Genomic DNA, 22119 nt, shown 5'->3' with positions numbered 1-22119 from the left:
GTCAGCTCCCGGTGGACCGGACGACGGCGGCCGCGGTGCGCAGCAGGATGCAGATGTCCTGCCACAGCGACCAGTTGTCGATGTAGGCGTTGTCGTAGCGCGCCCGGTCCTCGATCGAGGTGTCCCCGCGCAACCCGCTGACCTGCGCCAGACCGGTGATGCCGGTACGCATCCGGTGCCGGGCCGCGTAGCCGGGGTAGCACTGACTGAACTGCGTGACGAAGTAAGGGCGTTCGGGGCGTGGGCCGACCAGGCTCATGTCGCCCCGGAAGACGTTCCAGAGCTGGAGCAGCTCGTCCATCGAGGTCCGGCGCATGAAACGGCAGAACGGGTTCATCCGCCGCTCGTCCGCCACGCTCCACCGGGTCGCCGACTCCCGCTCGTCCGCCGGGCGGTAGGTGCGGAACTTCAGCAGGGTGAAGGGGCGCCCGCCCTGGCCGATGCGCTCCTGCCGGAACACCACGCCCGGACCCTGGCTGAGCCGCAGCACCAGCGCGCAGGCCAGCAGCAGCGGCGCGGCCAGCACCAGCAGGGCGCCCGACACCCCGAGGTCCAGCAGCCGCTTGCCGACGCTGCCGCGCCGCCGGGCGCCGAGGTCGAGCCGCCGTACGGAGAACCCGGCGAGCTGCTCCCGCATCTCGTACGCCGGGCAGTCCGCGTCCACCTCCCACACCGCGCAGCCCGACTCGGCGAGCGCCCGCAGCAGCGGGCCCTTCTCGGTGCGCACGGCGGGGTCGACGGTGAGGACGGTGCCGACGCCGTTCTGGATGAGCGCCCGCTCCACCTGCTCGCCGCAGGTCAGCACGGGGAGCCCGGTGCTTCCGTCCGGGTGGTCGGTGACCACGCCGACGGGGCGTACCCCGCAGTCCGGCTGCCGCAGCAGCGCGGCGGCGACCCGCTGGGCGGTCGCGGCGGGGCCGATCACCAGCGCGGTACTCGGCTGCCGCAGCCGGACCACCCGCCGCCGCCGGTGCACGATCGTCCGGCCCACGCAGGCCACCGCCGCGTGCGCGGACCAGCCGGCCAGCAGCGCGGGCAGCGACAGGGCGTGGCCGGGTTCCACGGCTGCGGCCAGCGCGCCGAGCGCCAGCCAGGCCACCGCGATCCGGCCGCAGACGGAGGGGAGTTCGTCGAGCACGCCGGTCACCGCACGCGTCGGGCGCGGCCGCAGCAGCAGGGCGGTGGCGACGAGCGCGGCCAAGACGAGCGGCCCGCGCACGGCCGAGTCCAGCACGACCGCGCCCGCCACGGCGGCGGCGAGATCGGCGGTGAGCAGGGGCAGGGCCGGGAGGGTCGGGGAGTGCGGGCGCCGGACCGGGAACCGGAAGCCCCGCGCGGGCCGTACGGCGTATCCGGAGTCCATGCCGGAGGCGCTGGGCGAGGGGACGATGCTTTCCGCGGTCACGGGTGGGTCGACTCCCTGCGCTCGATGGACACGGACGGCAGGGTGCCGAGGAGGTCGCGGTAGAGGTCCGCGATCCGCTCTGCGGTCAGCCGTACGTCGTGCGTGGTCAGGACGTGCCCGCGGCCCTGGGCGCCGAGCTCCGCGCGCAGCGGCGCGTCGGACAGCAGCCCGGTCACGGCGGCGGCCAGCGCGTCGGGGTCCTCCGGCGGTACCAGGCAGCGTCCGGCGAGCGCGGAAGGGAGGCTCTCGCGGGCCCCGTCGACATCGCTGAGCACCACGGGCCGGGCGCAGGCCAGCGCCTCCAGCGGGGCCAGGGCCATGCCCTCCCAGCGCGAGGGCTGCACCACCAGGTCGGCGGCCCGGTACCAGGGCAGGACATCGGCGACGTCACCCGCGAACAGCACGCGAGGGCCCGCCAGTCGGACGAGCGTCTCCCGGTCGGGTCCGTCGCCGACCAGCACGAGCCGCGCCTCCGGCACCGCGCGCAGCACCCGCTCCCACGCGGCCAGCAGCACGTCCTGGCCCTTCTGCGGGCACAGCCGTCCGACGCACACCACCAGCGGCCCGGCCCCGAGCCCGTCCAGCAGCCCGGCGCGGGCCGCCGCCGAGGGCGCAGGAGAGAAACGCTCGGGGTCGATGCCGTTGGGCACCACGGCGTACGAGGCGCGCACCCCGGCGCGCACGCCGGTCATGCGCTCCGCTTCGCTCACGCACACCACCCGCTCGGCCCAGCGCGCGCCGAACCGCTCCCAGCGCAGGGCGAGCGCGGCGGTGGGTCCGCCGACGGCCTCGAAGGACCAGGCGTGCGGCTGGAAGACGGTGGGGACCCGGCCGCGCAGGGCGAGCCGGGCGGCAAGACCGGCCTTGGCGCTGTGCGCGTGCACCAGTGCGGGCCGTACCTCCCCGGCGAGGCGGGCGAGCCGCCGTACCTCGCCGGGCAGCGCGGGCCCCGGTGACCGGGTGGCCCGCCAGAGCCGCACCTCGGCGCCTATCTCCTGTGCCTCCGTGGCCAGTCGGCCGCCCGGGCAGGCGATCACGACCCGCACGCCCGCCGCGAGCTGGGCCCGCGCCAGGTCGAGCACGACCCGCGCGACACCGCCGTCGACGGGCTGCGCGACATGCAGGACCCGTTCTCGGGCGTCGGAAACTGGCTGGTGCATGGGCGGGGTACCTCGCTCACAGGGGGCGCTCTGGTCTGGTCGGGACCGCGCCTCGCTGCCGGGCGTCCTCCGCGGTGCAGAGCACACCGGCCCTCGCCGCGTCCCGGTGAGGAACGAGCAGGTGGCCCGGCGGGTCACCGCCGCGGACGCGTGGCGCGGCCGAGATCGGCCACCCTCGAGTGCGCGGCCGGACGCGATGACGTAGCCACCGTGGCGCCAGACCCGTACGCGCTCCGCCGCGCCGGTCGTGCGCTCCGGTACGTCGTCCGGCGGACCCTCGCCCGGCCACTTCCGTGCGCCCGGCGTACGACGGCGCGGCACGGTGCCTCCCGGAAGCGTGAGCCGGTGCCCGCCCCGCGCGGCGTCCGGACCTGGTACGGAGGAGAGGGCCGCGACTCTAGTGAGCGCGGGCGCCGGGGTGCCGCAACGACGCGAACGCGCGGCGCGGGACACCGCGGTTCTCGCGGAGATCACCCCTTTGGCGGCACAACCCCTCGGCCCGGCACGCGTTGACACAGCGTCGGGCAGCTCGCCCGGACGTTCGTCTCGATTTTCAAGGAGCACCTCTCCATGTCGCGTATCGCGAAGGGTCTGGTCCTGACCTCCGCCGCCGTGGCGGCCGTCGCCGGCGGTGCCGGTATCGCCTCCGCCGACTCCGGCGCGCAGGCCGTCGCCGCGAACTCGCCGGGCGTCCTCTCGGGCAACGTCGTCCAGATCCCGGTGCACGTGCCGGTCAACATCTGCGGCAACACCATTGACGTCATCGGCCTGCTGAACCCGGCCTTCGGCAACACCTGCGTCAACGACTGAGGTCGCACGCAGCTCTCGGCCCGGCCGTCCGCACACGCACACCGCGTGAGCGGACGGCCGGGCCGCTGGCGTATATGACCACCCCCCACACCAGGGGAATCTCATATGTCTTGTGTGCACACGGTTTCCGGCCCGGCCGCGACTCGTTAGGCACGGCGTCGGAGATCCCTGGGGCGACGCGAGTTGCCGAGGAGAGGAACATGATGAAGTCCCTGAAGGCCGCCGCCGTCCTGGCCGGTTCCGTCGCCCTCACCGGCGTGGCCGCGCCCGCGTTCGCCTACTCCGGCGACCTGACGCCGAGCAGCCTGAACGGCGCCGTCGACCAGGTCGCCAAGGGCGGCCTGACGGTGCGTGACGTGATGCCGCTCCAGCACCAGTCGGACGCGCTGAACACCGAGAACAAGGACTCCGTCCTCAGCACCGTCAAGGGCGCGACCACCGCCCTGAACACGCACAACCCGCTGCTCGGCGGCCTGCCGCTGCAGAGCTGAGTCACCGGGGAGGAGGGCCGGCCCGCGACCGCGCGGACCGGCCCTCCCTTGCGTGCCGAGGCCGCGCCCCCCTTGCGTAGCGAGGCCGTGTCCCCTTCGTGTCGCGGCCGCGTGCCCGTCCTGTCGCGGCCGCTTCCCCCCTTCGTGTTCGAGGCCGCGTCCGCCGGTTTCGAGGCCGCTTCCCCCGATCGTGTGGAGCACCTCCCGGCAGTCCCCCGGACGAGTGAGCGGCCCCCCGGTCGGGCCCCGGCCCGTGGATAGGGTCGCGCGGTGACCTCAACCACAAGCGAAGCCTTCCGCGCCGCAGACCTCGGCACCCTCGTCGTCCTGGCCTGGAGCGGCGAGGCCCCCGACGGCATGGACATGCCCTACCTGCTGGCGTACTCCCTCGGGGACGCCGAAGGCGGACCGCGCGCCACCTCGGCCGCCGTCACCCAGCTGCTGGAGATGAACGGCCTGACCATCGGCACCGTCATCGACGGCGCCACCCGGCCCAGCCTGCCCGTCTCGCTGCTCGTCGAGGCCGGCCAGGCCGTCGTCCGGCTGCCCCAGCTCGTCGCCCAGGCCGACGCCCCGCCGGAGTGGCTGGACGCCGTCGCCCGGCGCGGCCACGCCTACCTCGTCTTCACCACCCGCGCCTGGCCCGAGGGCCGCCCCGGCGTGTACGTCGACCCGGCCGCGCTGGCCGCCTTCGCCGGTGCCGACGAGACCCTGATGACCGCCGCCCACGTCATGCTGCCCGCGCGCAGCCTGCGCTGACTTCCTGCCCCCCGGATGGCCGCTGTGCGGTGACCCCGGGCGCCCTCGCGCGGTTACCGCTGTGGACAAGCCCAACCGCGGAAGAGGGAGTGAGCGATGGTCGTCGGTGCCGGTGGTGTGGCCGTGGGGACGGAACGGCAGGTCAGAGAGGGTACGGGCGCACGTTCACGGCGGGAGGTGACCCGCGGCCTGCTGGCCTCGGTGGCCGCGCTTGCGCTGGCCCCGGTGGTCGCCGCCTCCCGCCCTCTTCCCCCGGCCGGGGAGCGGGACCGTAACTCCTTCGACGAGACCTACCGCGGCCACCGCATCCAGGGCTTCCTGGTCCCGGCCGTCGCGCGCGGGGCGGGCGACGGCGACTGGCAGATCACCGTCGACGGACGCCCGCTGCACCTGATGCGCCGCGCCGACGGCACCTGGATGAGCATGGTCGACCACTACACCTCGTACGCCACCCCGCTGGAGGCGGCCCGTGCCGCCGTGGACGAGATCGGTCCCGGCCAGCGGCTGCGCGAGATGGCCCCCGGTCCGGTCGGCGGCGAGCACGCGGGACACGGGATGGGGGGCATGCATGGCGTACGTGCGTAAGAACGCCGCCGCCCTCACCGCGAGCGAGAGGCGGCGCTTCGTCGACGCCCTGCTGGAGGTGAAACGGCGCGGCGAGTACGACGAACTCGTCCGCCTGCACATCGACTACTACACGGCGGACGGCGAGAAGGGCCTGCGCGCCGCCCACATGGCCCCCTCCTTCCTGCCCTGGCACCGGCGCTTCCTGCTGGAACTGGAGCGGGCGCTGCGCCGGGTGGACACCTCGGTGACCGTGCCGTACTGGGACTGGACCCGCGACCGCGCCACGACGTCCGTGCCCTGGACGAAGGACCTCCTCGGCGGCAACGGCCGCAAGAGCGACCGGCAGGTGACCACCGGGCCGTTCGCCTACGCGGCCGGGCACTGGACCATCAAGGAGGGCATCACCGACGGCAAGTACCTCACCCGCGACCTCGGCCGCGCCGCCTCCCCGCTCCAGCTCCCCACCAGGAGCGAGCTGCAGTGGGCGCTGGACGACACGGCGTACGACGTCTCCCCGTGGGACTCGACCGTCACGCGCGGCTTCCGCAACAAGCTGGAGGGGTGGGGGACCGGCGGCGGCAGCGCCTCCTGGCACAACCACAACCGGGTGCACCGCTGGGTCGGCGGCGCGATGCTCGGCGGCGCCTCCGTCAACGACCCGGTGTTCTGGCTGCACCACGCCTTTCTCGACTACCAGTGGTACCGCTGGCAGCGGGCGCACAAGAGCCACCGCTACCTGCCCGCCACCCAGCCCGGCCCCGGTGACAAGCAGCGCGGCCGGGTCGTCGCCCGGCACGAGAAGATGCCGCCGTGGAACGTCACGCCGGACTCGCTGGAGGATGTGAGCGGGATCTACAGGTATGCGTGAGGGCATGTCTTGAGGGGACATGTCCTCCGGGTACATGTGGAGGCATGTCCTTCGGGTTCTTGCGGGGACATGTCCTCCGGGCATGCGAAGAGCCCCGGCGCTCAGGGTGCCGGGGCTCTTCGCGGAGGGGGCGGGGCTCAGTTGCCGTAGCCGTAGCCCTCGGGGGCTTCCTGCACGGGCGCCGGGGTGCTGACGTTGGCGCAGGTGTTGCCGAAGGCCGGGTTCAGCAGGCCGACCACGTTGACGGTGTTGCCGCAGAGGTTGACCGGGATGTGGACCGGAACCTGGACCACGTTGCCGGAGGCCACGCCGGGCGAGCCGACGGCCGCGCCCCCGGCGGTCGCGTCGGCCAGCGCCAGACCGGCGCCACCGACCATCACGGCACCGGTGCCGAGGGCCACGACGGCTGCCTTCGCAATGCGAGACATGACGTTCTCCTTATGTCGCTTGTGTCGCTCGGGGGAGTGGAGCGGCCGAATTCGCCGCCGCACTTCCCGTACAACGGCGCGCGGGGGAGGGGGTCACGGGGGAAAGGTGGGGGATCACCCTTTTACGGGGGGTGAATCTTGAGGCGGGCGATTCGCGATGATATGTCCTGTACGTATCTACCTGGACGTATCTAGGGGAGTCGCCGTAGGGGTGCGCCCTCGAGGTACGCCTCGATGTTCTCCACCGCCTGGCCGAAGTAGGTCCGGTAGTTGGCCCGCGAGACATAGCCGAGGTGGGGCGTGGCGAGCAGGTTCGGGGCGGTGCGCAGCGGGTGCCCGGCGGGGAGGGGCTCGGTGTCGTACACGTCGACGGCCGCGCCCGCGATGCGGCCCGTACGGAGGGCGTCCAGCAGGGCGTCCTGGTCGACGATCGCGGCGCGGGAGGTGTTGACGAGGTACGCGGTCGGTTTCATCAGGGCGAGTTCAGGGGCGCCCAGGAGTTTGCGGGAACGGTCGCCCAGAGCGAGGTGGACGGAGACGAAGTCGCTGTCGGCGAGCAGTGCCTCCTTGCTCGCGGCGAGTTCCACCCCCACTTCCTCGGCGCGCTCGCCGGTGAGATGAGGACTCCAGGCACTCACCCGCATCCCGAAGGCGAGCCCCACGGCCGCGACCCGGCTCCCGATCTTCCCGAGCCCGAGCAGCCCGAGCCGCCGCCCGTGCAGATCGGCGCCCAGGGTGCTCTGCCAGGGCCCACCGGACCGCAGCGCGCCACTCTCCTCGACGATCCCCCGCGCAAGCCCGAGCAGCAGCGCCCAGGTCAGCTCGACGGGAGGCGTCGACGAACTCGCCGTACCGCACACGGTGACGCCGTGCGCCTGGGCAGCCGCGTAGTCGATGACGCTGTTGCGCATCCCGGAGGCGATGAGCAGCTTCAGCCGGGGGAGGCGGGATATCAGGGTGCCGGGGAAGGGGACGCGCTCGCGCAGGGTGACGACGATGTCGAAGTCGGCGAGCGCGGCGGCGAGGGCGTCCTCGCCACCGAGATGCTCCCGGAAGGTGACGACGTCCACGCGCCCGTCGAGCGGGGACCAGTCAGCCACCTCGGTGGCCACTCCCTGGTAGTCGTCGAGCACGGCACAGCGAAGCCGCATGTCACTCCTTCTTGTGTGTCATCGCGCGGGCAGCGGTTTCCTGGGCGGGCGTTGGCGGTCCGCGGGAGAGCGCTTGGGCCTTGGGCAGGATGAACTGCCGTACGGTCTCCGCGCTGCCGCGGAACGTGCCCAGGGGGGCGAGGCGGGAGTGTCCGTCGATGTCGAGGTCACCGGCCTGCGGCATACACCCGCTGACGACCGCCTGCACCCCAATTCCCGCTGTCCTCTGCTCCCTTGAGGAGGGTGTTCCCTCGGAGGATTGTCGCAGGCAGCGCAGGCAGCGCAGGCAGCGCAGGCAGCGCAGGCAGCGCAGGCAGCAGGCGTTCAGCCGGTGAACGCTTCCGGGCCGAACCGTCCCCAGGCGATGAAGGCGGCGAGCGCGAGGTAGGCCAGGTTCAGCACGACGAACTTGAACTCGCGCCGTCGGCCGTGGGTGAGCATCGCCCCGATCATCAACAGCACCCAGCAGGCGGCGGTCACGGGGACCATGACCGGCACGCGGTGAAGGAGTGCGGGGAGTACGAGCCCGACGGCGGCGAGCAGTTCGAGCACGCCGAGCGCCTTGACGCTCCGGGCGCCGACCCCCTCGGTCCACCCTCCCCCATGCACCGCGGCCAGCTTCTCCTTCGGCACGAAGGTCTTGCTGACACCCCCGACAAGAGCCACGACGGCCAGCACCCAGGCGCTGCCCCACAGAGCGAGGTCCATGTGTCCCACTTCCCTACCCGGTCAAGATTCCTTCCGGGAGGGAGACGGGGCGGGGGCTGCGATGTGTGACATGCCCTTGGCTCAGCGGAACTCGTGCACGACCTTGATCTCGCCGACGATGTGCGCGTTGGACTCGTCTAAATCCTCTTCTGGCAGCCAGAGTTTGAGATTCGCCCGTCCACCGGCCCTCTGGGCAGCTCTTTCGGGGCCGGTGAGGCGCCAGAGGGTGGTGGTCGTTGGCGTGGGCGCACTCTCTGGGGCGGTTCGGGACAGGACGGTACCGGCGTTTCCACTGTGCGCGTGAAGGACGGGCCGGGGTGCGGTCAGCGGCACAGCCCCCGGTACGTGACAGACCTTCGGCCGAGATCAAGCCTGGGAGGATGGTCCGGGAACGATCAATTGCTCGGACGTTCTCTGCTTCGGCATCTCCTTCGGTTGCTTCTCCTCGCTGGGCGTATCCCTACCGCAGAGAGCACGGTGATAGCGGAGGTGTGCCTCTTCGATCGGATGCCCCGGGATGCGGCGCAGCTCGCCGATCGGGCCGTCGTCGGCGGTATACCTCACGACGTCGGCAGCGTCGACGTAGATTGCCAAGGCGTCGAACTGGACGTGGTGGTTCGGACAGAGCACCAGCAGGTTGGCCAGTTCGTCGGGCCCATCGTGAGGGCGGCCCAGGCCACGAATGTGGGCACCCTCGCTGTAGGTACCGAAGCGCGTCGCCAGTTGGATACCGCACACCTGACAGTGGTCGGCGTGCATCTTCTTGGCCCTCCGCACCATCGGTGTGTCCCGAACGATCTTGGAGACGGTGGTGTCACGGCGCTCTGCCGGAGCGCGTGAGATCAAGTCGGCAATGGATGCCTCGACGCCACTCGCGGTGTCGTAGCCGGGCAGGCCGAGTCGCTGCATCAGAGCATGCTGGTCGACGTCGGCGAGGTATGTCTCCTTTATGACTGCTATTGCCTGTGACCTCAGGAAGGGGTCCTCCAGCAGTTGCGCTGCATCCGAGCTCAGTCCTGCGGTGGGGTTCGTCTTGTCCAAGGTCGAAGAACCGACACTGCCGCTGTTGCCCAAGGGGCCGCCATGCAGCTCCCACAGCCCGCTTGTGCGCAGATGCCAGAAGGGGTACTCCGGGGTCCTCGAGGAATGCAGCGAACCGAACTCACCGAGCAGTTCCCCGACATCTTCCCGGAACGTCCGCCAAGGCGAGAGTCGCGGCTTCCCGTGGACCACCTGGGCGATGCTCCATAGCAAGGCCAACGGCTTGTGCCTGCTCTTGACGCCGTCCTGTTGATGGACCCGGAGAGTCTTCAGCTTCCTGAGGAGCATCCGGGGGGTGAGTTCACCCTGCTTCCGCTCGTCGGTCGGACCGTCTTCGGACGGACTCCCCGCGGGCGCACTCCGCAGCACGTCCGGCAGGACCGCGTTGCCGTGCTCCACCCACTGACGCCACGAGAGGGGCGCACCTGCGAGGGCCTGACTTGCTGAGAGGTCGCGGTCTCCCCGCGCTTCGATCCAGGCCCAGTCGAGACGGTCCCCCTCGTTGCTCAGGTCGAGCACAGCCAGGTCGTACCGGTAATTCGGATACGGCCGGCCGTCCTGCTCCTGTTCGATCTGCTCGATCCGCTCGATGACGGCCAGGCCGCAGAACTCCACGTATCCCTTGCGCGCGTTGTTCCTGGGCACTGTCCTGAACAGCAACAGGGGTGGAGCTGAGCACCGCTCCTGCTCGGTCATCGCCCGATGGCAGGCCCACGTCTCCAAGAGCGCAGCGTTTCCCGGGGTGGTGCCCACCGGGACGGTGTGCTCGACGCGATGGTCTCCGAAGTAACGCACGTGCCCGTTCTCCAGGTCGAACACGTCATGCCAAGGTGTCTCTGCGCTGCCGGCCTTGAGCGGGCTCGAGCGAATGAGGAGCGCCGGGCGGCGTGGGCCGCCGACCGCCCTGACTTTTGCGATCGGATTGATGCCCTTGCTCAGTTGGATCTGCGGCAGTACGCCGGACGCGGTGGCGTGATGGATGTTCGGATACCCGTCGATATGCGTGACAGACGGATCCGTGATGCGCGACGATCGGAACACCTCATCCAGCCGTAGCTGCCCCATCGGCCCCCCTTGTATTGCTCAGCCCGAACGAGCTGATCTTGCCAAATCTCGCTGACGATGTCGCCGGGGGGGGGAGAGAGACGGACGTCCTAGTCGGCTCCTCGGAGCGCCACGAGGCGGCTGCCCTCGCGCACCACCTCTGGGGCTGCCTCCGGGCGCCAACAGGTGCTGGCCATCCGCGCCCGGTACGTCGACTCAATCGGAATGCGGACCCCCTTGGAGGCGCGCTGCGCGGCTTCGGCGGGGGAGCATGCTGCTTTCCTCAGATGTCAGTGCCATCAGGGCGCGGGAAACGGTGCTGTCGTGGATCGCTGTGCGCGTACCGTCGGTCTGGACCGTGGGGGTGGCAGCCTGTGTTGTATGCACACGAGGTGATTCTGAACGAACTCGCACAGGGGCTCAGACCCATGGGCGACGGCCGCGAATGGTTCAAGGGCCTCTCGGAGAGTGACCAACGCAAAGTCCTGCACGCACTGGTGCTTTTCTGCGGGCAGGCCCGCGCCCGCGAAGAGGACGTGCCGGAGAGCATCGCGCGTTCCGGCATCCGCCCTACCCACACGTCGGCGGTGATGCTCACGAAGTGGCGCTTCGGAATGGAAGCGCTGCCGGCCTACGAACTGGCCAAGTCCTTCAGCCTGCTCGTCGCCCTCTTCAGCATTGCCGACACCCGCAGGCGGACGCTGCACTGTGCTGGCGGATGTGGTCACCCGTGGCACAACCTGCCGGATCCGCCACAAGACGCAAGCTGAGATCTCTCCGACCCGCGCGCCCGTGCTTCTGGCCGCCTACGCCCGGTGCGTCGAGGGACAGCTTCCTGATCTCAAACGGCGGCTGGAGGCTGCGGGAGAGGCCGGGACCTAGTCACACTCACCGAAACCACCCCTGACCAGCAAAAAGCCCTCCCCGCAGGGCGGGCCAGAAGACGCGCCCCCGGCAGGACTCGAACCTGCGGCCAAGCGCTTAGAAGGCGCCTGCTCTATCCACTGAGCTACGGGGGCCTGGTGCGGGTCAAGGATAAAGCTCCCCGTTCCTTGACCCCGTCGCCGCGCCTCCGTGGCTCGATGTGGAGGTTCGGTGAAGCGGTCAAGATAATCGCAGGCGGGTACGAATCATGCATCGCTTTTGCGCCCTGACGCGCCGGGTGTTGTGCACTCGTTATGCCCGGAGGGGGCCCGCGTCCCAGTCATCCCTTCCGTCCGGTCTGTCCCTTCGGCGCGCAGGCATGTCCATATGCTTCAGAATTCCCCTAAAATTGGGCATTCTTCGCATGTGGTGACCTTGGACGTACGCCCTCAGCTGCTCGACGCACTCGCTGCTCTGCGCGACCGTGTCGCCGCCGCACGCTACCCGCTCCCCCTGGCGGGAGCCCCGCGTGTGCGCGCCAACCGGGACGAGCTGCTCGCCCAACTGGACGACTATCTCGTACCCCGGCTGCGCTCGCCCGAGGCGCCCCTGCTGGCCGTCGTCGGCGGATCGACCGGGACCGGGAAGTCGACCTTGGTGAATTCCCTGGTCGGGCGGCGGGTCACGGAGGCGGGCGTGCTCCGGCCGACCACCCGTACCCCCGTGCTCGTCTGCCATCCGGAGGACCAGCACTGGTTCAGCGGCATGCGCGTCCTGCCCGACCTCACCCGGCGCTGGGTGCCGCACCAGGAGAAGCCCGCCAAGGACGGCGACATCCCCGTCGACGAGCACGCGCGCGTGCTCCGCGTCGAGACCGCCGAAACCCTCCCGCGCGGGCTCGCCCTGCTCGACGCGCCGGACGTCGACTCGCTGATCGCCGACAACCGCGTACTCGCCGCCCAGCTGATCTGCGCCGCCGACATCTGGATCATGGTCACGACGGCCGCCCGGTACGCCGACGCCGTCCCCTGGCACCTGCTGCGCACCGCCAAGGAGTACCGCGCCACCCTGATCACCGTCCTGGACCGCGTCCCGCACCAGGTCGTCGCCGAGGTGTCCCGCCAGTACGGCGCCCTGCTCACCAAGGCCGGGCTCGGCGAGGTGCCCCGGTTCACCGTGCCCGAGCTGCCCGAGTCGGCCTGGGGCGGCGGACTGCTGCCCGCCTCCGCCGTCGCCTCGCTGCGCACCTGGCTGCACCACCACACCCAGGACCCCGGCGCCCGCCGCAGCGCCCTCACCCGTACGGCGTACGGCCTCCTCGACTCGCTGGCCGTCCGCATGCCGGAGCTGGCGAGCGCCGCCGCCGCCCAGTACGCGGCCGCCCTCCGCCTCACCTCCGCCGTGGACGGCGCCTACGACAGCGAGCACGCGCGCGTGCGCGGCAGGCTCCAGTCCGGCACCGTCCTCGCCGGGGACGCCCTCAAGCGCTGGCGCGCCTACCCGCTGGACTGCACCGCCGCCGAACTCCTAGACGCCCTCACGGAGAGCCTCGGCGCGCTGCTGCTGTGCGCCGTCACCGCCGCCGACGAGCGCGTGGACGAGGCGTGGCGCCGCGAACCCGCCGCGGCCGCCCCGGAACTCGCCGACCGCGACCTCTCCCCGGAGAGCGCCGAGCACCGCATCGGGCTCGCCGTACGGCGCTGGCGGCGCGAGCTGGAGGAGTACGCCGAGGACGAGGTGCGCGAGCTTGAACGCGGCAACGCCCCCGACGCCGAGACGGTCGCCGCGCTCGCCGCGGCCGTCGTCCTGGGCGGACGCCGGGCGCGTACGGCGGGCGAGGGGCTGGCCGAGCGGATCGGGGCGCACGGCGCGCTGCGGCTGCGCGACCGCGCCGGACGCCTGCTCACCGAGCACGTCGACCGGGTCCTGCACGGCGAACGCGAGCGCCGTCTCGCCCCGATCGACGCCCTGGACGTCCACGCCGAGTCGCAGGCCGAGTTGATCGCCGCGCTGTCCGTACTGCAGAAGGAGAGGTGACCGGTGACCGCCGCCGCCCAGAAGGACCAGATGGATCACGTCGACGACACGGCCCCCACCGCCGAGGAGCCGCACGCGCGCGTGGAGGGCGATCAGCGTCCCGATGACGAGGTCCCCGCCGACGGCGGCGCCTGGGACGACGGCCTCATCGCCCGCCGCGCCACCGAGGACGGCGCACCCCAGGAGCCCCCCGCGCGCGGGGCGACGAGCGGCCCCCCGGCGCCGCTGGCCTACGACGGCCCCCTCCGCTCCCGCCTCGACGCGCTGCGTGAACTCGTCGGGCTGTCCCGCGCCCGCCTCGACAACCAGACCCTCGCCGAGGCCGCCCGCGTCCTGGACGAGGCCACCGCGCGGCGCAAGCTGTCCGGGCAGCACACCGTCGTCGCCATCGCGGGCGCGACCGGCAGCGGCAAGTCCCAGCTGTTCAACACGCTCGCCGGGGTGCCCATCTCCGAGACCGGGGTGCGCCGTCCGACGACCGCCGCGCCCATCGCGTGCAGCTGGAGCGACGGCGCCGCCACCCTCATCGACCGCCTCGGCATCCCCGGCCGACTGCGCCGCCGCCCCCTGCAGAGCGCCGAGGCCGAGGCGCAGCTGCGCGGGCTGGTCCTGATCGACCTGCCCGACCACGACTCCGCCGCCGTGCAGCACCGCGAGCACGTCGACCGGGTCCTCAAGCTGGTCGACGCGGTCATCTGGGTGGTCGACCCGGAGAAGTACGCCGACGCCGCGCTGCACGAGCGCTATCTGCGGCCGATGGCGGGCCACGCCGAGGTGATGTTCGTCGTCCTCAACCAGACCGACCGGCTGCCCGCCGAGGCCACCGACCAGATCCTCGACGACCTGCGCCGCCTGCTGGACGAGGACGGCATCGCGCTCGGCGAGTACGACGAACCCGGCGCCACCGTGCTCGCCCTGTCCGCCCTCACCGGCGACGGCGTCGGCGACCTGCGCGAGGCGCTCGGCACGTTCGTCGCCGAGCGGGGCGCGGCCGCCCGCCGTGTCTCGGCCGACGTGGACGCGGCCGCCGCCGACCTGCGCCCGGTGTACGCCGCCGGGCAGGGCGTCGGGCTCAGCGAGGAGGCGCGCGAGGCGTTCTCCGGGCGGCTCGCGGACGCGGTCGGTGCCACCGCCGCCGGGGAGGCCGCCGAACGCGCCTGGCTGCGCAGCGCCAACCGCGCGTGCGGGACGCCCTGGCTGCGGCTGTGGCGCTGGTACCAGGACCGCGGCGGCCCGCAGACCGGGAGCCTGCCGGTGCGCAGGCAGAACGACGCCGAGGCGACCGCGCGCCAACGGGTGGAGCAGGCGGTCCGTACGGTCTCCGACCAGGCCGCCGCCGAGCTGCCCACCCCCTGGGCGCAGGCGGTGCGCGAGGCGGCCGTACGGGGGTCGCAGGGGCTGTCGGAGTCGCTGGACGAGCTGGCGGGCCAGGCCGGGCTGCCGCCGGGACGCCCGCCCCGGCCGGGCTGGTGGCCGGTGGCGGTGCTGGTGCAGGCCGCGATGACGCTGCTGCAGATCGTGGGCGGGGTGTGGCTGGTCGGGCAGATCGCGGGGGTGCTCGCGCCGAATCTGGGCGTGCCGGTGCTGCTGATGCTGTGCGGGATCGTCGGCGGGCCGCTGGTGGAGTGGGGCTGTCGGATGGCGGCACGGGGGCCCGCGCGGCGGTACGGGCAGGAGGCGGAGCGTCGGCTGCGGGAGGCGGCGGCGAGCTGTGGACGGGCTCGGGTGCTGGACCCGGTGGCGGCGGAGCTGCTGCGGTACCGGGAGGTGCGGGAGCAGTACGGGCGGATCGCAGGGGTGGGGGCCGGGCGGTAGAGGTGGGCCGGGGTGGGCCGAGGCGGCCTGTGGAGAGTGCGCCCACCTGATCGGGTGGCGGAGTTGTCCACAAGCGGGGGGCTGTCCACAGCGCTGGGCGCGATGGGGGCGGGTGGGCGCAGTCTGGTGCCACGGCGATCGCACCGCCTGCCCGGCACATCAGGTGGGGACGGGCGGGCTTCGCGGTCGGCGGTCGTGCGGCGCGCCACGAGTGAGACCGGTGCGCGCCGCACGGCATCAGGAAGCCGTGCGGGACAGGCCCGTCGCGGCACCGGCTGTCCGGCGGTGAGCGCCGGGCGAGGGAGGGGATCACGATGAACGAGACCGTGGTGTGCGTGGTGGGCAATGTGGCGACGCGGCCGGTGTACCGGGAGCTGCCGAACGGCCCGTCGGCCCGGTTCCGGCTCGCGGTGACCGCGCGGTACTGGGACCGGGAGAAGAACGTCTGGACCGACGGGCACACCAACTTCTTCACGGTGTGGGCCAACCGGCAGCTCGCGGTCAACGTGGCCGCCTCCGTGGAGGTCGGGCAGCCGCTCGTGGTGCAGGGGCGGCTCAAGGTGCGCACGGAGGTGCGCGAAGGACAGCAGCAGGCGTGGGCGTCGGCCGACATCGACGCGGTGACGATCGGCCACGATCTGACACGGGGGACGGCCGCGTTCCGGCGCTCGGCGAAACCGGAGACACCAGCGCGGGCGGAGACGCGTCCGGAGCCGCAGTGGGAGACACCGCCGCCTTCGGAACCGGAGAGTCAACAGAGCACGGAAGAAGTCTTGGTGACATGACGTCACCCGTCACCTGACCGAGACGCGGCTTATCGGCGAATGCGCCGCGAACGCCCCATCCAAAGCGGTGGATTTGTCGATAAGCCCAGCTCGTGACGCGCCTTCGCGATAACGATTACAGCTCGGATCAGTCGTACGACCATCCGACCGCCGGGTACGGGCTTCGTTGATCCATAGGATGCCCAGGCGAACACCCCCTAGGGGTTGGTGATTTCTGCTGGTGGGACCGCCCCCCAAGTCCAACGGGTCCTGCTCGAAGGGGAATTCTGTGCTTTCTGCGTTCTCTGGGTTGACCCGGTTCACCGTGCCCGTGAAGGCCGGTGCACTGACCCTGGCCTGCGGGCTGGCGGCGGCGGGTGTGCTGTCCGGTGCCGGTACGGCCCTGGCCGACGACAGACCGCAGACGCAGAACGGTGCGACGGCCACGATCAACGGCCTCAAGACGTACGGCGAGGCCGTGATCCACGAGGACGGCGGCACCGATCTGCGGGTACCGGCCGGGCTGTTCGACATGTCCGTGGACGGCGGCGGCACCCTCCAGACGTACTGCGTCGACCTGCACAACGCCACCCAGCGCGACGCCAAGTACCAGGAGACCCCCTGGATCGGCACCTCGCTGGGCACCAATCAGAACGCCGGGCGCGTCCGCTGGATACTCCAGCACTCCTACCCGCAGGTGAACGACCTCGCCGCACTCGCCCGCAAGGCCGGTGCGACTGGGCTCACCGAGCAGGACGCGGCGGCCGGGACCCAGGTGGCCATCTGGCGCTACTCGGACGCGGCCAAGGTCGACGCGGCCGACCCGCAGGCCGAGAAGCTCGCCGACTACCTGGAGAAGAGCGCCCGCCCCGCCGCCGAGCCCCGCGCCTCGCTCACCCTGGACCCGCCCGCGGTCTCCGGCCGCCCCGGTGACCTGCTGGGCCCGGTGACCGTGCACACCGACGCCGCGGGCGTGATCGTCTCGCCCCCGGCGGACGCGGCGGCCCAGGGCGTACGGATCATCGACCGCACCGGCAAGGTGATCACCTCGGCGCAGGACGGCACCCAGCTGTACTTCGACATACCCGAGGGCGCGCCGGACGCCGCGGTGCAGGTCGCCGTACAGGCGTCGACCACGGTGCCGGTGGGCCGTGCCTTCGCCTCCGAGTCGCGCAGCCAGACGCAGATCCTGGCCGGGTCCAGCGAGTCCACGGTCTCCGCGACCGTCGACGCGTCCTGGGCCGCCGAGGGTGCCGTACCGGCGGTGTCGGCCCGCAAGAACTGCGCCAAGGGCGGCGTGGACGTCACGGTCGCCGACAAGGGCGACGCGCCGTTCACCTTCGACCTCATGGGCACCTCCCACACGGTCGCCCCCGGCAAGGCCGACACGATCACGGTCCCCTTGAAGGAGGACCAGTCCTACGACTTCACCGTCACCGGCCCGAACGGCTTCACCCAGCGCTTCACCGGCGTCCTCGACTGCGCCACCCAGGGCCCGGCCACGGCCGCCTCCGCCCAGACCCTGAGCGAGCCCACCCCCATCACCCTCCCGGGCGACGCCCCCACGGGCACCGACCTGGCGGCGACGGGCGGCTCCGCCCTGACCCCGGTCATCACGGGCGCGGCCATCGGGCTGGTCGTCATCGGCGGGGCTGCGCTGGTGATCCTCCGGGGGCGGGAGAACCGGGCGGGGGAGTAGGGGTTACTCCCGCCTCCTGCTGCTCGCCCAGCTCGGTCCAGGCACCGCTGACGACGAAGGAGACGACCGTCCCGCCGAAGTAACTCGGCCCTGCGTGCCATGAGTCGGCGATGGAATCGACCAACAGCAGCCCGCGCCCGTGGGCGTCACTGGCGTCGGGCTGCCGCAGATGGACGTTGGCCGGGAAGCCGGGATTGTGGACCTCGACCCGTAGCGACGTCCCCTCGCGGTACCACTCGACGCGGACGGTCCACGGGTCCTCCGAACGCCCGTACAGAATGGCGTTGGTGACCAGCTCGGAGATCATCAGCACGCAGTCGTCGATGGAGCAGGCCGGGGCGTACGGGGTGATGAACCTCCGGAACCAGCGCCGGGCGCGGGCCACCGACTCGGGGACCGGCTCTAAGGTCATCGCCCCCATGCGGGGCGACTCCGGGCATGGATCGCGGTCGAGTACGTAAGCCATGCATGCACTCCTTGCGGGTGTAGTCACCGTGGCAATGGACGCCAAGTGGCCTTAGCCACTTACTGGATAGTGGCATTGGCCACTTCTGGCGTGCAAGCGGTTCGGCGCAACCCGAGGGGTGGTCAGATGAGCGGATAGCCCTGTTCGAACGCCCAGCGATGGGGCGGATAGGTCGCCTCGGCGAACTCCAGCGGGCGATCCTGGAGGTCGAAGACGACGTGGTGAACGACGAGTACGGCTGATCCCTGCTCCAGCCGCAGGTCGGCCGCTTCCTCCTCCGTGGCGGAGCGCGCACACATCCGGTCCTCGGCGTAGCTGCCCTGCCTACCGGTCATCTTCTCGATGTACAGAAGCGTGCCCTGCTGAATCCGCTCGGGGTCCGTGAGCTTCGGCGCCTTGTGGCCGACCTCCGGTGTGAACCACGACGTGGACAGAGTGATGGGAACGTCCTGATCGTTGGTGACACGGCGCCGGTGCACGACTTGCCGGTCCTTGCCCAGGCCGAGCGCCTCCACGACATGCCCGGGTGCCTCGCTCCAGCCGGCCGACGTGATGACCGCGTACTCGCCGGGGCTGTAGATCTTCCCGGTCTGCCGAGCCCGCCCGTACAACTCGCGTGCTCGCCGGTTGACTTCGAGACTCCGGACGTACGTTCCCGACCCCTGCCGCTTCTCGACAAGACCCTGGTGGCTGAGCGCCTCCAGCGAGCGTGCCGCGGTCGGCCGGGACACCTTCCAGTCGGCAGCGAGCTGCCGCTCCGAGGGCACCTCGTCTCCGGGTCGCAGGTCACCCCGGAGAATCTGGTCGCGGATGAAGTGCGCGATCTGGAGATACTTCGGCTGAGCCTCCTCGATCTGAGGCATGCTCCCCTCCCTCATCGTCCAAGTGGCTATGGCCTTTAGCCACTATAGGGTGACCGATCAACGCCCAAACTCGTACGCTGGTTTGCATGACGAGACTGATCGTCGCAGCGGGCGGAGGAGGCGACGCGATCGCCGCCGCGATGCTGAGCAGTGCTCTGTACGGTGACGAGGATCCGGCGGTGATCTTCACCTACGCATGGGACCGCCTGCTGATCGACCCACTCCCAGGCCCGCGCGGCGCCGGCGACTTCACGGGGCTGGCCCGCCTGACCCCGTCGGTCTGGGCGGTGACGCCCGAGACGAAGCCGATCCCCCCAGCAGGCTCCACGCTCCCGCGCCTGGCCGTAGAACTCCCGCACACCTTCGCCCTGCTGGACCCGTACGAGGGCGCGGTGGGTATCACCCGCCAACTCCAAGAGCTGATCGACCACCTGAACCCTGAATCGGTCGATCTCCTGGATGTAGGCGGCGACATCCTGGCGCGAGGCGACGAACCGACCTTACGGAGCCCACTCGCCGACGCGTTGGCGCTGGCCGCTGCGTCTCAAGTGAGCGCACCGGTCCGACTTTTAGTGGCAGGACCGGGTCTGGACGGCGAACTATCTGCTGACGAACTCCGTCCGATGCTGGGCCCCGTCGTCCACACCTTAACGGCGAGCGATACGGAACCAATCAGCGCTATTCTCGAATGGCACCCGTCAGAAGCCACCGCGATCCTCGTTGCAACAGCCCGAGGGATCCGAGGGATCTGCAAGATCAGGGATGCTGGCCTACCTGTGCCCCTCACAGATGCGGGCCCGAGGGTTCACGAGGTCGATGTCGACGACGCGATGAATCGCAATACTTTGGCCTGTGCTCTCACTAGAACGGCAACGCTCCATGCGGCCGGTGCACACAGCCGACGAGTGTGCGGCTCCTCAGAAATCGACTATGAGCGATCCAAGGCGGCGCGCCTGAAAAATGGAGCACCGTGGGCGCAAGTCAGCGAAACGGTATTGTCCCATTTGGACGAGTTCGAAGCGGAAACCCGCGAGGGTGGTGTCACTCATGCAACGTTTCGCTACATCGCCGAGGCTCTGAATTTCAACGGCAAGCAGTTCGGTGCATTGCGTAGACTACTCCTCGCGTACCGCCCAGAACAGCATGCAGCTCCTCTGTGGAGTATGGAGAGAGGGCTAATGTAGCAGCTCTGGCATCCATGGCCTGGTGTCTTACAGCTCAGCGCTGAACCGATGTTGGTTAGCCGGTCGACAGAAATAAGTAGCTTGCACTATTTCTCCTGCTGCTGCTTCCGCAAAATATTGAGTGAGTACCGGATTGTGTCCGCAGGCAGCGGTTCCCGAGCGAGGTGGGATGGTAGTTCCCTAACTCTAGACAGTGACTTCGGAGGAGTCTCGAAGATTATGGCCCCAAGGTCTTGCTGTGTCGGGCGCAGGCTGGCCGCATGCGGAAGGAAAGGGGCCCGTGATCATTCATGCCGAATCGGCTTCTGGCCAGAGTCCCTATGGCGACGTTCCATTCAGTGTTCGTTTTTGGGTGCGCTTTGGCGCACATCTTTAGTCAGGCAAGTCGATTCGCCGTACCCTATCCGTAATAATTTTGATTCTTTCGATTGCTTCAGCCAGATACGCAGGAGGAGGTACTTCTCTTCCGTGTACTACGTTGTTGCGCACCCGCCGCAGCAGGTCGATTTCATGCCGAGTCTCCGTGTCGAGGACATACAGGCTGTTGAGTAGGCGGGCTGTGGGCATCGAAGCTCGTTCGCCGTTTATATCTGAGGCAAGCCGTCTCAGCAGCTCTTCTAGCGAGACCCAGCTGGTCATAAATCGCCCAATTTGCTGATGCATTGCCGCGCTTTCGGAGCCTGGGTTGTCCGAAGAATCTAGAGAGTCAACGTATAGTGAGTTGAACTTCTCGTATAGCGAAGGGTCTTCTGCCAGAAGGGTATCAATTACTTGTTCTGCAAGGGGGCGCATTTCAACGTTATCGTGCAAGGAAGCCAAATATGGGGCCAGATCGGATGGTGTCTCCTTCTTCAAGTGTGTCAGGAAATCGAACAAGAGGTCCACCTGACCTAGCCCAGAGTCGCCTACTGGCTCGCCAAATATATGGCCCGCCTGGCTGAGTAGATGAGCTGCCAATTCGTAGTGATTGAGAAACCTGCCGTTGCTAGCGACTCTGTCCTTTCCCGCTCCCTGAAGCATTCTAAGTGACAGCTCGCCCGCGATGACCAGCCCGTTGAGTTGGTCCAAGATCCCCAGTTCCGCATCAGATAGGTCTCCTGCCAGGGGTTTGTAGATGAGGTCGTGTTCAACCTCCGACCAGGCGTGCATTAGTACCGAGGCTACCTGAATTTCAACGCGGGCCTTAGCGTATCGCCTATCTAGATCACTTAGGGTGTGCTCTTTGAGTCGAGCGCGGTAGTGATGCGCCGAATATCCGGAGAACTTTTTTGCAGGGTTCTGCTTTTTTTCCGGGTCGGGGAACGATCGCTTTCTGTGCACTTCGAATAGGCGATATATGGCCTTTTCTGCCTGATCCTGCTCGCCTGGGAAGTAGAGTGCGACGCGGACGCCGGCGAGATCGACAATGTCTTCGTATATCTCTTCTATCGTTTCATATTTCTCCTTTAGTGCGCGTTGGCGACATTTTTCTTCTAGGCGTGTGATGTCTTTCGCGCGATGAGTAACTATGCAGCGAATGCCTGACCTTCTCAGATCCCTTTCTAGGGTTTGAGCGGTTAGGCGCGCGGCCTGGCTATAAAAGTCGTACTCTCTCGAATAGCGGGCGATGAAGTCATTGATCAGTTTCATAGTCCCCCCCGATGTTGGTCTGGCTGTAAGTGTATGGTGCCGCAAGAATGGGTGGTTGGGGTAGGAAACGATCCCCTCCGTGCCATTCGTGCGGTGGGCCGGAGCACCCCCTGATGTCCGTAGCCGGTTGGGGTCAGGGTGGCGACTGTCGGCCCAGCCGTAGGCGTACCGCCCGGGATGGCACCAGCAACGACTGTGTGAAGGGGGGGGCACTCCCTTGAGTGATCACATGTGCCTTGAGTGATCACGTGTGTGCCGCCCATAGGGCGCGCGAGGACGGGACAGCGCTGACTGACGGCGGCGAACGAGCCGTAGCTGTCCACGATGAACCCCCAGCTCACAGCCCTCCGCCGGAACGGGTTACCA

19 protein-coding genes, 1 tRNA gene and 1 pseudogene are annotated in these 22119 nt (G+C 69.7%); 11 read left to right on the top strand and 10 right to left on the bottom strand.

Annotation, left to right across the window (positions count from 1 at the left end):
- Position 1: 1 nt before the first annotated feature.
- Together ACIPPM_RS11320 and ACIPPM_RS11315 are read right to left on the bottom strand one after the other, a co-directional pair.
- Positions 2-1405, bottom strand: a complete 1404-nt coding sequence (locus ACIPPM_RS11320) for an exopolysaccharide biosynthesis polyprenyl glycosylphosphotransferase (protein ID WP_401445813.1) — start codon at positions 1403-1405, stop codon at positions 2-4.
- A complete protein-coding gene (locus tag ACIPPM_RS11315) occupies positions 1402-2565 on the bottom strand; it encodes a glycosyltransferase family 4 protein (RefSeq protein WP_401445810.1) in 1164 nt (387 codons plus the stop codon). Before ACIPPM_RS11315 ends, ACIPPM_RS11320 begins: the two co-directional genes overlap by 4 nt.
- 570 nt (positions 2566-3135) lie before the next feature.
- Here ACIPPM_RS11315 and ACIPPM_RS11310 point away from each other — a divergent pair.
- The 5 genes from ACIPPM_RS11310 (at position 3136) to ACIPPM_RS11290 (ending at position 6060) form a co-directional block, all read left to right on the top strand.
- Positions 3136-3375 (top strand): chaplin, encoded by a 240-nt coding sequence (locus ACIPPM_RS11310; RefSeq protein ID WP_384367249.1) that lies wholly within the window; start codon positions 3136-3138, stop codon positions 3373-3375.
- 203 nt (positions 3376-3578) lie between these two features.
- Positions 3579-3866 carry a hypothetical protein gene (locus tag ACIPPM_RS11305; RefSeq protein WP_388994491.1) on the top strand — a complete coding sequence of 96 codons (288 nt, stop codon included), beginning with the start codon at positions 3579-3581 and terminating at the stop codon, positions 3864-3866.
- A 270-nt stretch (positions 3867-4136) separates the two neighbouring features.
- Positions 4137-4625, top strand: coding sequence for a DUF5949 family protein (locus ACIPPM_RS11300; RefSeq protein ID WP_388993802.1), 489 nt, complete (start codon positions 4137-4139; stop codon positions 4623-4625).
- A gap of 96 nt (positions 4626-4721) precedes the next feature.
- Positions 4722-5210 (top strand): tyrosinase family oxidase copper chaperone, encoded by a 489-nt coding sequence (locus tag ACIPPM_RS11295; protein WP_401445805.1) that lies wholly within the window; start codon positions 4722-4724, stop codon positions 5208-5210.
- On the top strand, positions 5194-6060 hold the full coding sequence (locus ACIPPM_RS11290; protein WP_401445803.1) for a tyrosinase family protein: 867 nt from the start codon (positions 5194-5196) through the stop codon (positions 6058-6060). Before ACIPPM_RS11295 ends, ACIPPM_RS11290 begins: the two co-directional genes overlap by 17 nt.
- A gap of 137 nt (positions 6061-6197) precedes the next feature.
- Here ACIPPM_RS11290 and ACIPPM_RS11285 read toward each other — a convergent pair whose 3' ends face one another.
- The 4 genes from ACIPPM_RS11285 to ACIPPM_RS11270 form a co-directional block, all read right to left on the bottom strand.
- A complete protein-coding gene (locus ACIPPM_RS11285) occupies positions 6198-6488 on the bottom strand; it encodes a chaplin (RefSeq protein WP_401445800.1) in 291 nt (96 codons plus the stop codon).
- 191 nt (positions 6489-6679) lie between these two features.
- Positions 6680-7639: a D-2-hydroxyacid dehydrogenase family protein gene (locus ACIPPM_RS11280; protein WP_401445797.1), complete on the bottom strand. Its 960-nt coding sequence runs from the start codon at positions 7637-7639 to the stop codon at positions 6680-6682.
- Positions 7640-7963: 324 nt separating this feature from the next.
- Positions 7964-8347 (bottom strand): DoxX family protein, encoded by a 384-nt coding sequence (locus ACIPPM_RS11275; protein ID WP_401445794.1) that lies wholly within the window; start codon positions 8345-8347, stop codon positions 7964-7966.
- Positions 8348-8713: 366 nt separating this feature from the next.
- Positions 8714-10453, bottom strand: coding sequence for an HNH endonuclease (locus ACIPPM_RS11270; RefSeq protein ID WP_401445792.1), 1740 nt, complete (start codon positions 10451-10453; stop codon positions 8714-8716).
- Positions 10454-10824: 371 nt separating this feature from the next.
- Here ACIPPM_RS11270 and ACIPPM_RS11265 point away from each other — a divergent pair, with 371 nt between their 5' ends.
- The gene (locus tag ACIPPM_RS11265) at positions 10825-11202 is read left to right on the top strand and encodes a DUF5958 family protein (protein ID WP_401445790.1); all 378 of its coding nucleotides are present in this window, start codon (positions 10825-10827) and stop codon (positions 11200-11202) included.
- 176 nt (positions 11203-11378) lie between these two features.
- On the opposite strand, the gene ACIPPM_RS11260 is transcribed toward ACIPPM_RS11265, so the two are convergent.
- Positions 11379-11451, bottom strand: a tRNA-Arg gene (locus tag ACIPPM_RS11260).
- Between the two features lie 271 nt (positions 11452-11722).
- On the opposite strand from ACIPPM_RS11260, the gene ACIPPM_RS11255 reads away from it, so the two are divergent.
- From ACIPPM_RS11255 to ACIPPM_RS11240, 4 genes are all read left to right on the top strand, one after another.
- A complete protein-coding gene (locus tag ACIPPM_RS11255; RefSeq protein WP_401445788.1) occupies positions 11723-13333 on the top strand; it encodes a dynamin family protein in 1611 nt (536 codons plus the stop codon).
- Between the two features lie 30 nt (positions 13334-13363).
- Positions 13364-15148 carry a GTPase gene (locus ACIPPM_RS11250; protein ID WP_401446443.1) on the top strand — a complete coding sequence of 595 codons (1785 nt, stop codon included), beginning with the start codon at positions 13364-13366 and terminating at the stop codon, positions 15146-15148.
- 314 nt (positions 15149-15462) lie between these two features.
- Complete coding sequence (locus ACIPPM_RS11245) at positions 15463-15933, top strand: single-stranded DNA-binding protein (RefSeq protein ID WP_401445786.1); 471 nt, start codon at positions 15463-15465, stop codon at positions 15931-15933.
- 310 nt (positions 15934-16243) lie between these two features.
- Positions 16244-17611 (top strand): Cys-Gln thioester bond-forming surface protein, encoded by a 1368-nt coding sequence (locus ACIPPM_RS11240; protein ID WP_401445784.1) that lies wholly within the window; start codon positions 16244-16246, stop codon positions 17609-17611.
- Positions 17612-17648: 37 nt separating this feature from the next.
- Here the strand turns inward: ACIPPM_RS11240 and ACIPPM_RS11235 are convergent.
- Positions 17649-18077: pseudogene (locus ACIPPM_RS11235) on the bottom strand (ATP-binding protein); the annotation flags it as partial.
- A 122-nt stretch (positions 18078-18199) separates the two neighbouring features.
- The gene (locus tag ACIPPM_RS11230) at positions 18200-18940 is read right to left on the bottom strand and encodes a GntR family transcriptional regulator (protein ID WP_401445782.1); all 741 of its coding nucleotides are present in this window, start codon (positions 18938-18940) and stop codon (positions 18200-18202) included.
- A gap of 86 nt (positions 18941-19026) precedes the next feature.
- On the opposite strand from ACIPPM_RS11230, the gene ACIPPM_RS11225 reads away from it, so the two are divergent.
- Positions 19027-20124, top strand: coding sequence for a DUF1152 domain-containing protein (locus ACIPPM_RS11225; RefSeq protein WP_401445780.1), 1098 nt, complete (start codon positions 19027-19029; stop codon positions 20122-20124).
- A gap of 372 nt (positions 20125-20496) precedes the next feature.
- Here ACIPPM_RS11225 and ACIPPM_RS11220 read toward each other — a convergent pair whose 3' ends face one another.
- Complete coding sequence (locus ACIPPM_RS11220; RefSeq protein ID WP_401445777.1) at positions 20497-21753, bottom strand: GTP pyrophosphokinase family protein; 1257 nt, start codon at positions 21751-21753, stop codon at positions 20497-20499.
- Between the last annotated feature and the right edge of the window lie 366 nt (positions 21754-22119).

The organism is Streptomyces sp. NPDC090119 (assembly GCF_044747085.1).
Classification (GTDB): Bacteria; Actinomycetota; Actinomycetes; order Streptomycetales; family Streptomycetaceae; genus Streptomyces.
The sequence above is the reverse complement of the archived record's forward strand: the minus strand, read 5'-3'. Positions and strand labels throughout refer to the sequence as shown.

Coding starts and splice junctions, on each gene's coding strand:
- ACIPPM_RS11315 (WP_401445810.1), bottom strand. CDS start 2,565: ATGCACCAGCCAGTTTCCGACGCCCGAGAACGGGTCCTGCATGTCGCG.
- ACIPPM_RS11310 (WP_384367249.1), top strand. CDS start 3,136: ATGTCGCGTATCGCGAAGGGTCTGGTCCTGACCTCCGCCGCCGTGGCG.
- ACIPPM_RS11305 (WP_388994491.1), top strand. CDS start 3,579: ATGAAGTCCCTGAAGGCCGCCGCCGTCCTGGCCGGTTCCGTCGCCCTC.
- ACIPPM_RS11295 (WP_401445805.1), top strand. CDS start 4,722: ATGGTCGTCGGTGCCGGTGGTGTGGCCGTGGGGACGGAACGGCAGGTC.
- ACIPPM_RS11290 (WP_401445803.1), top strand. CDS start 5,194: ATGGCGTACGTGCGTAAGAACGCCGCCGCCCTCACCGCGAGCGAGAGG.
- ACIPPM_RS11285 (WP_401445800.1), bottom strand. CDS start 6,488: ATGTCTCGCATTGCGAAGGCAGCCGTCGTGGCCCTCGGCACCGGTGCC.
- ACIPPM_RS11280 (WP_401445797.1), bottom strand. CDS start 7,639: ATGCGGCTTCGCTGTGCCGTGCTCGACGACTACCAGGGAGTGGCCACC.
- ACIPPM_RS11275 (WP_401445794.1), bottom strand. CDS start 8,347: ATGGACCTCGCTCTGTGGGGCAGCGCCTGGGTGCTGGCCGTCGTGGCT.
- ACIPPM_RS11270 (WP_401445792.1), bottom strand. CDS start 10,453: ATGGGGCAGCTACGGCTGGATGAGGTGTTCCGATCGTCGCGCATCACG.
- ACIPPM_RS11250 (WP_401446443.1), top strand. CDS start 13,364: ATGGATCACGTCGACGACACGGCCCCCACCGCCGAGGAGCCGCACGCG.
- ACIPPM_RS11245 (WP_401445786.1), top strand. CDS start 15,463: ATGAACGAGACCGTGGTGTGCGTGGTGGGCAATGTGGCGACGCGGCCG.
- ACIPPM_RS11230 (WP_401445782.1), bottom strand. CDS start 18,940: ATGCCTCAGATCGAGGAGGCTCAGCCGAAGTATCTCCAGATCGCGCAC.
- ACIPPM_RS11225 (WP_401445780.1), top strand. CDS start 19,027: ATGACGAGACTGATCGTCGCAGCGGGCGGAGGAGGCGACGCGATCGCC.
- ACIPPM_RS11220 (WP_401445777.1), bottom strand. CDS start 21,753: ATGAAACTGATCAATGACTTCATCGCCCGCTATTCGAGAGAGTACGAC.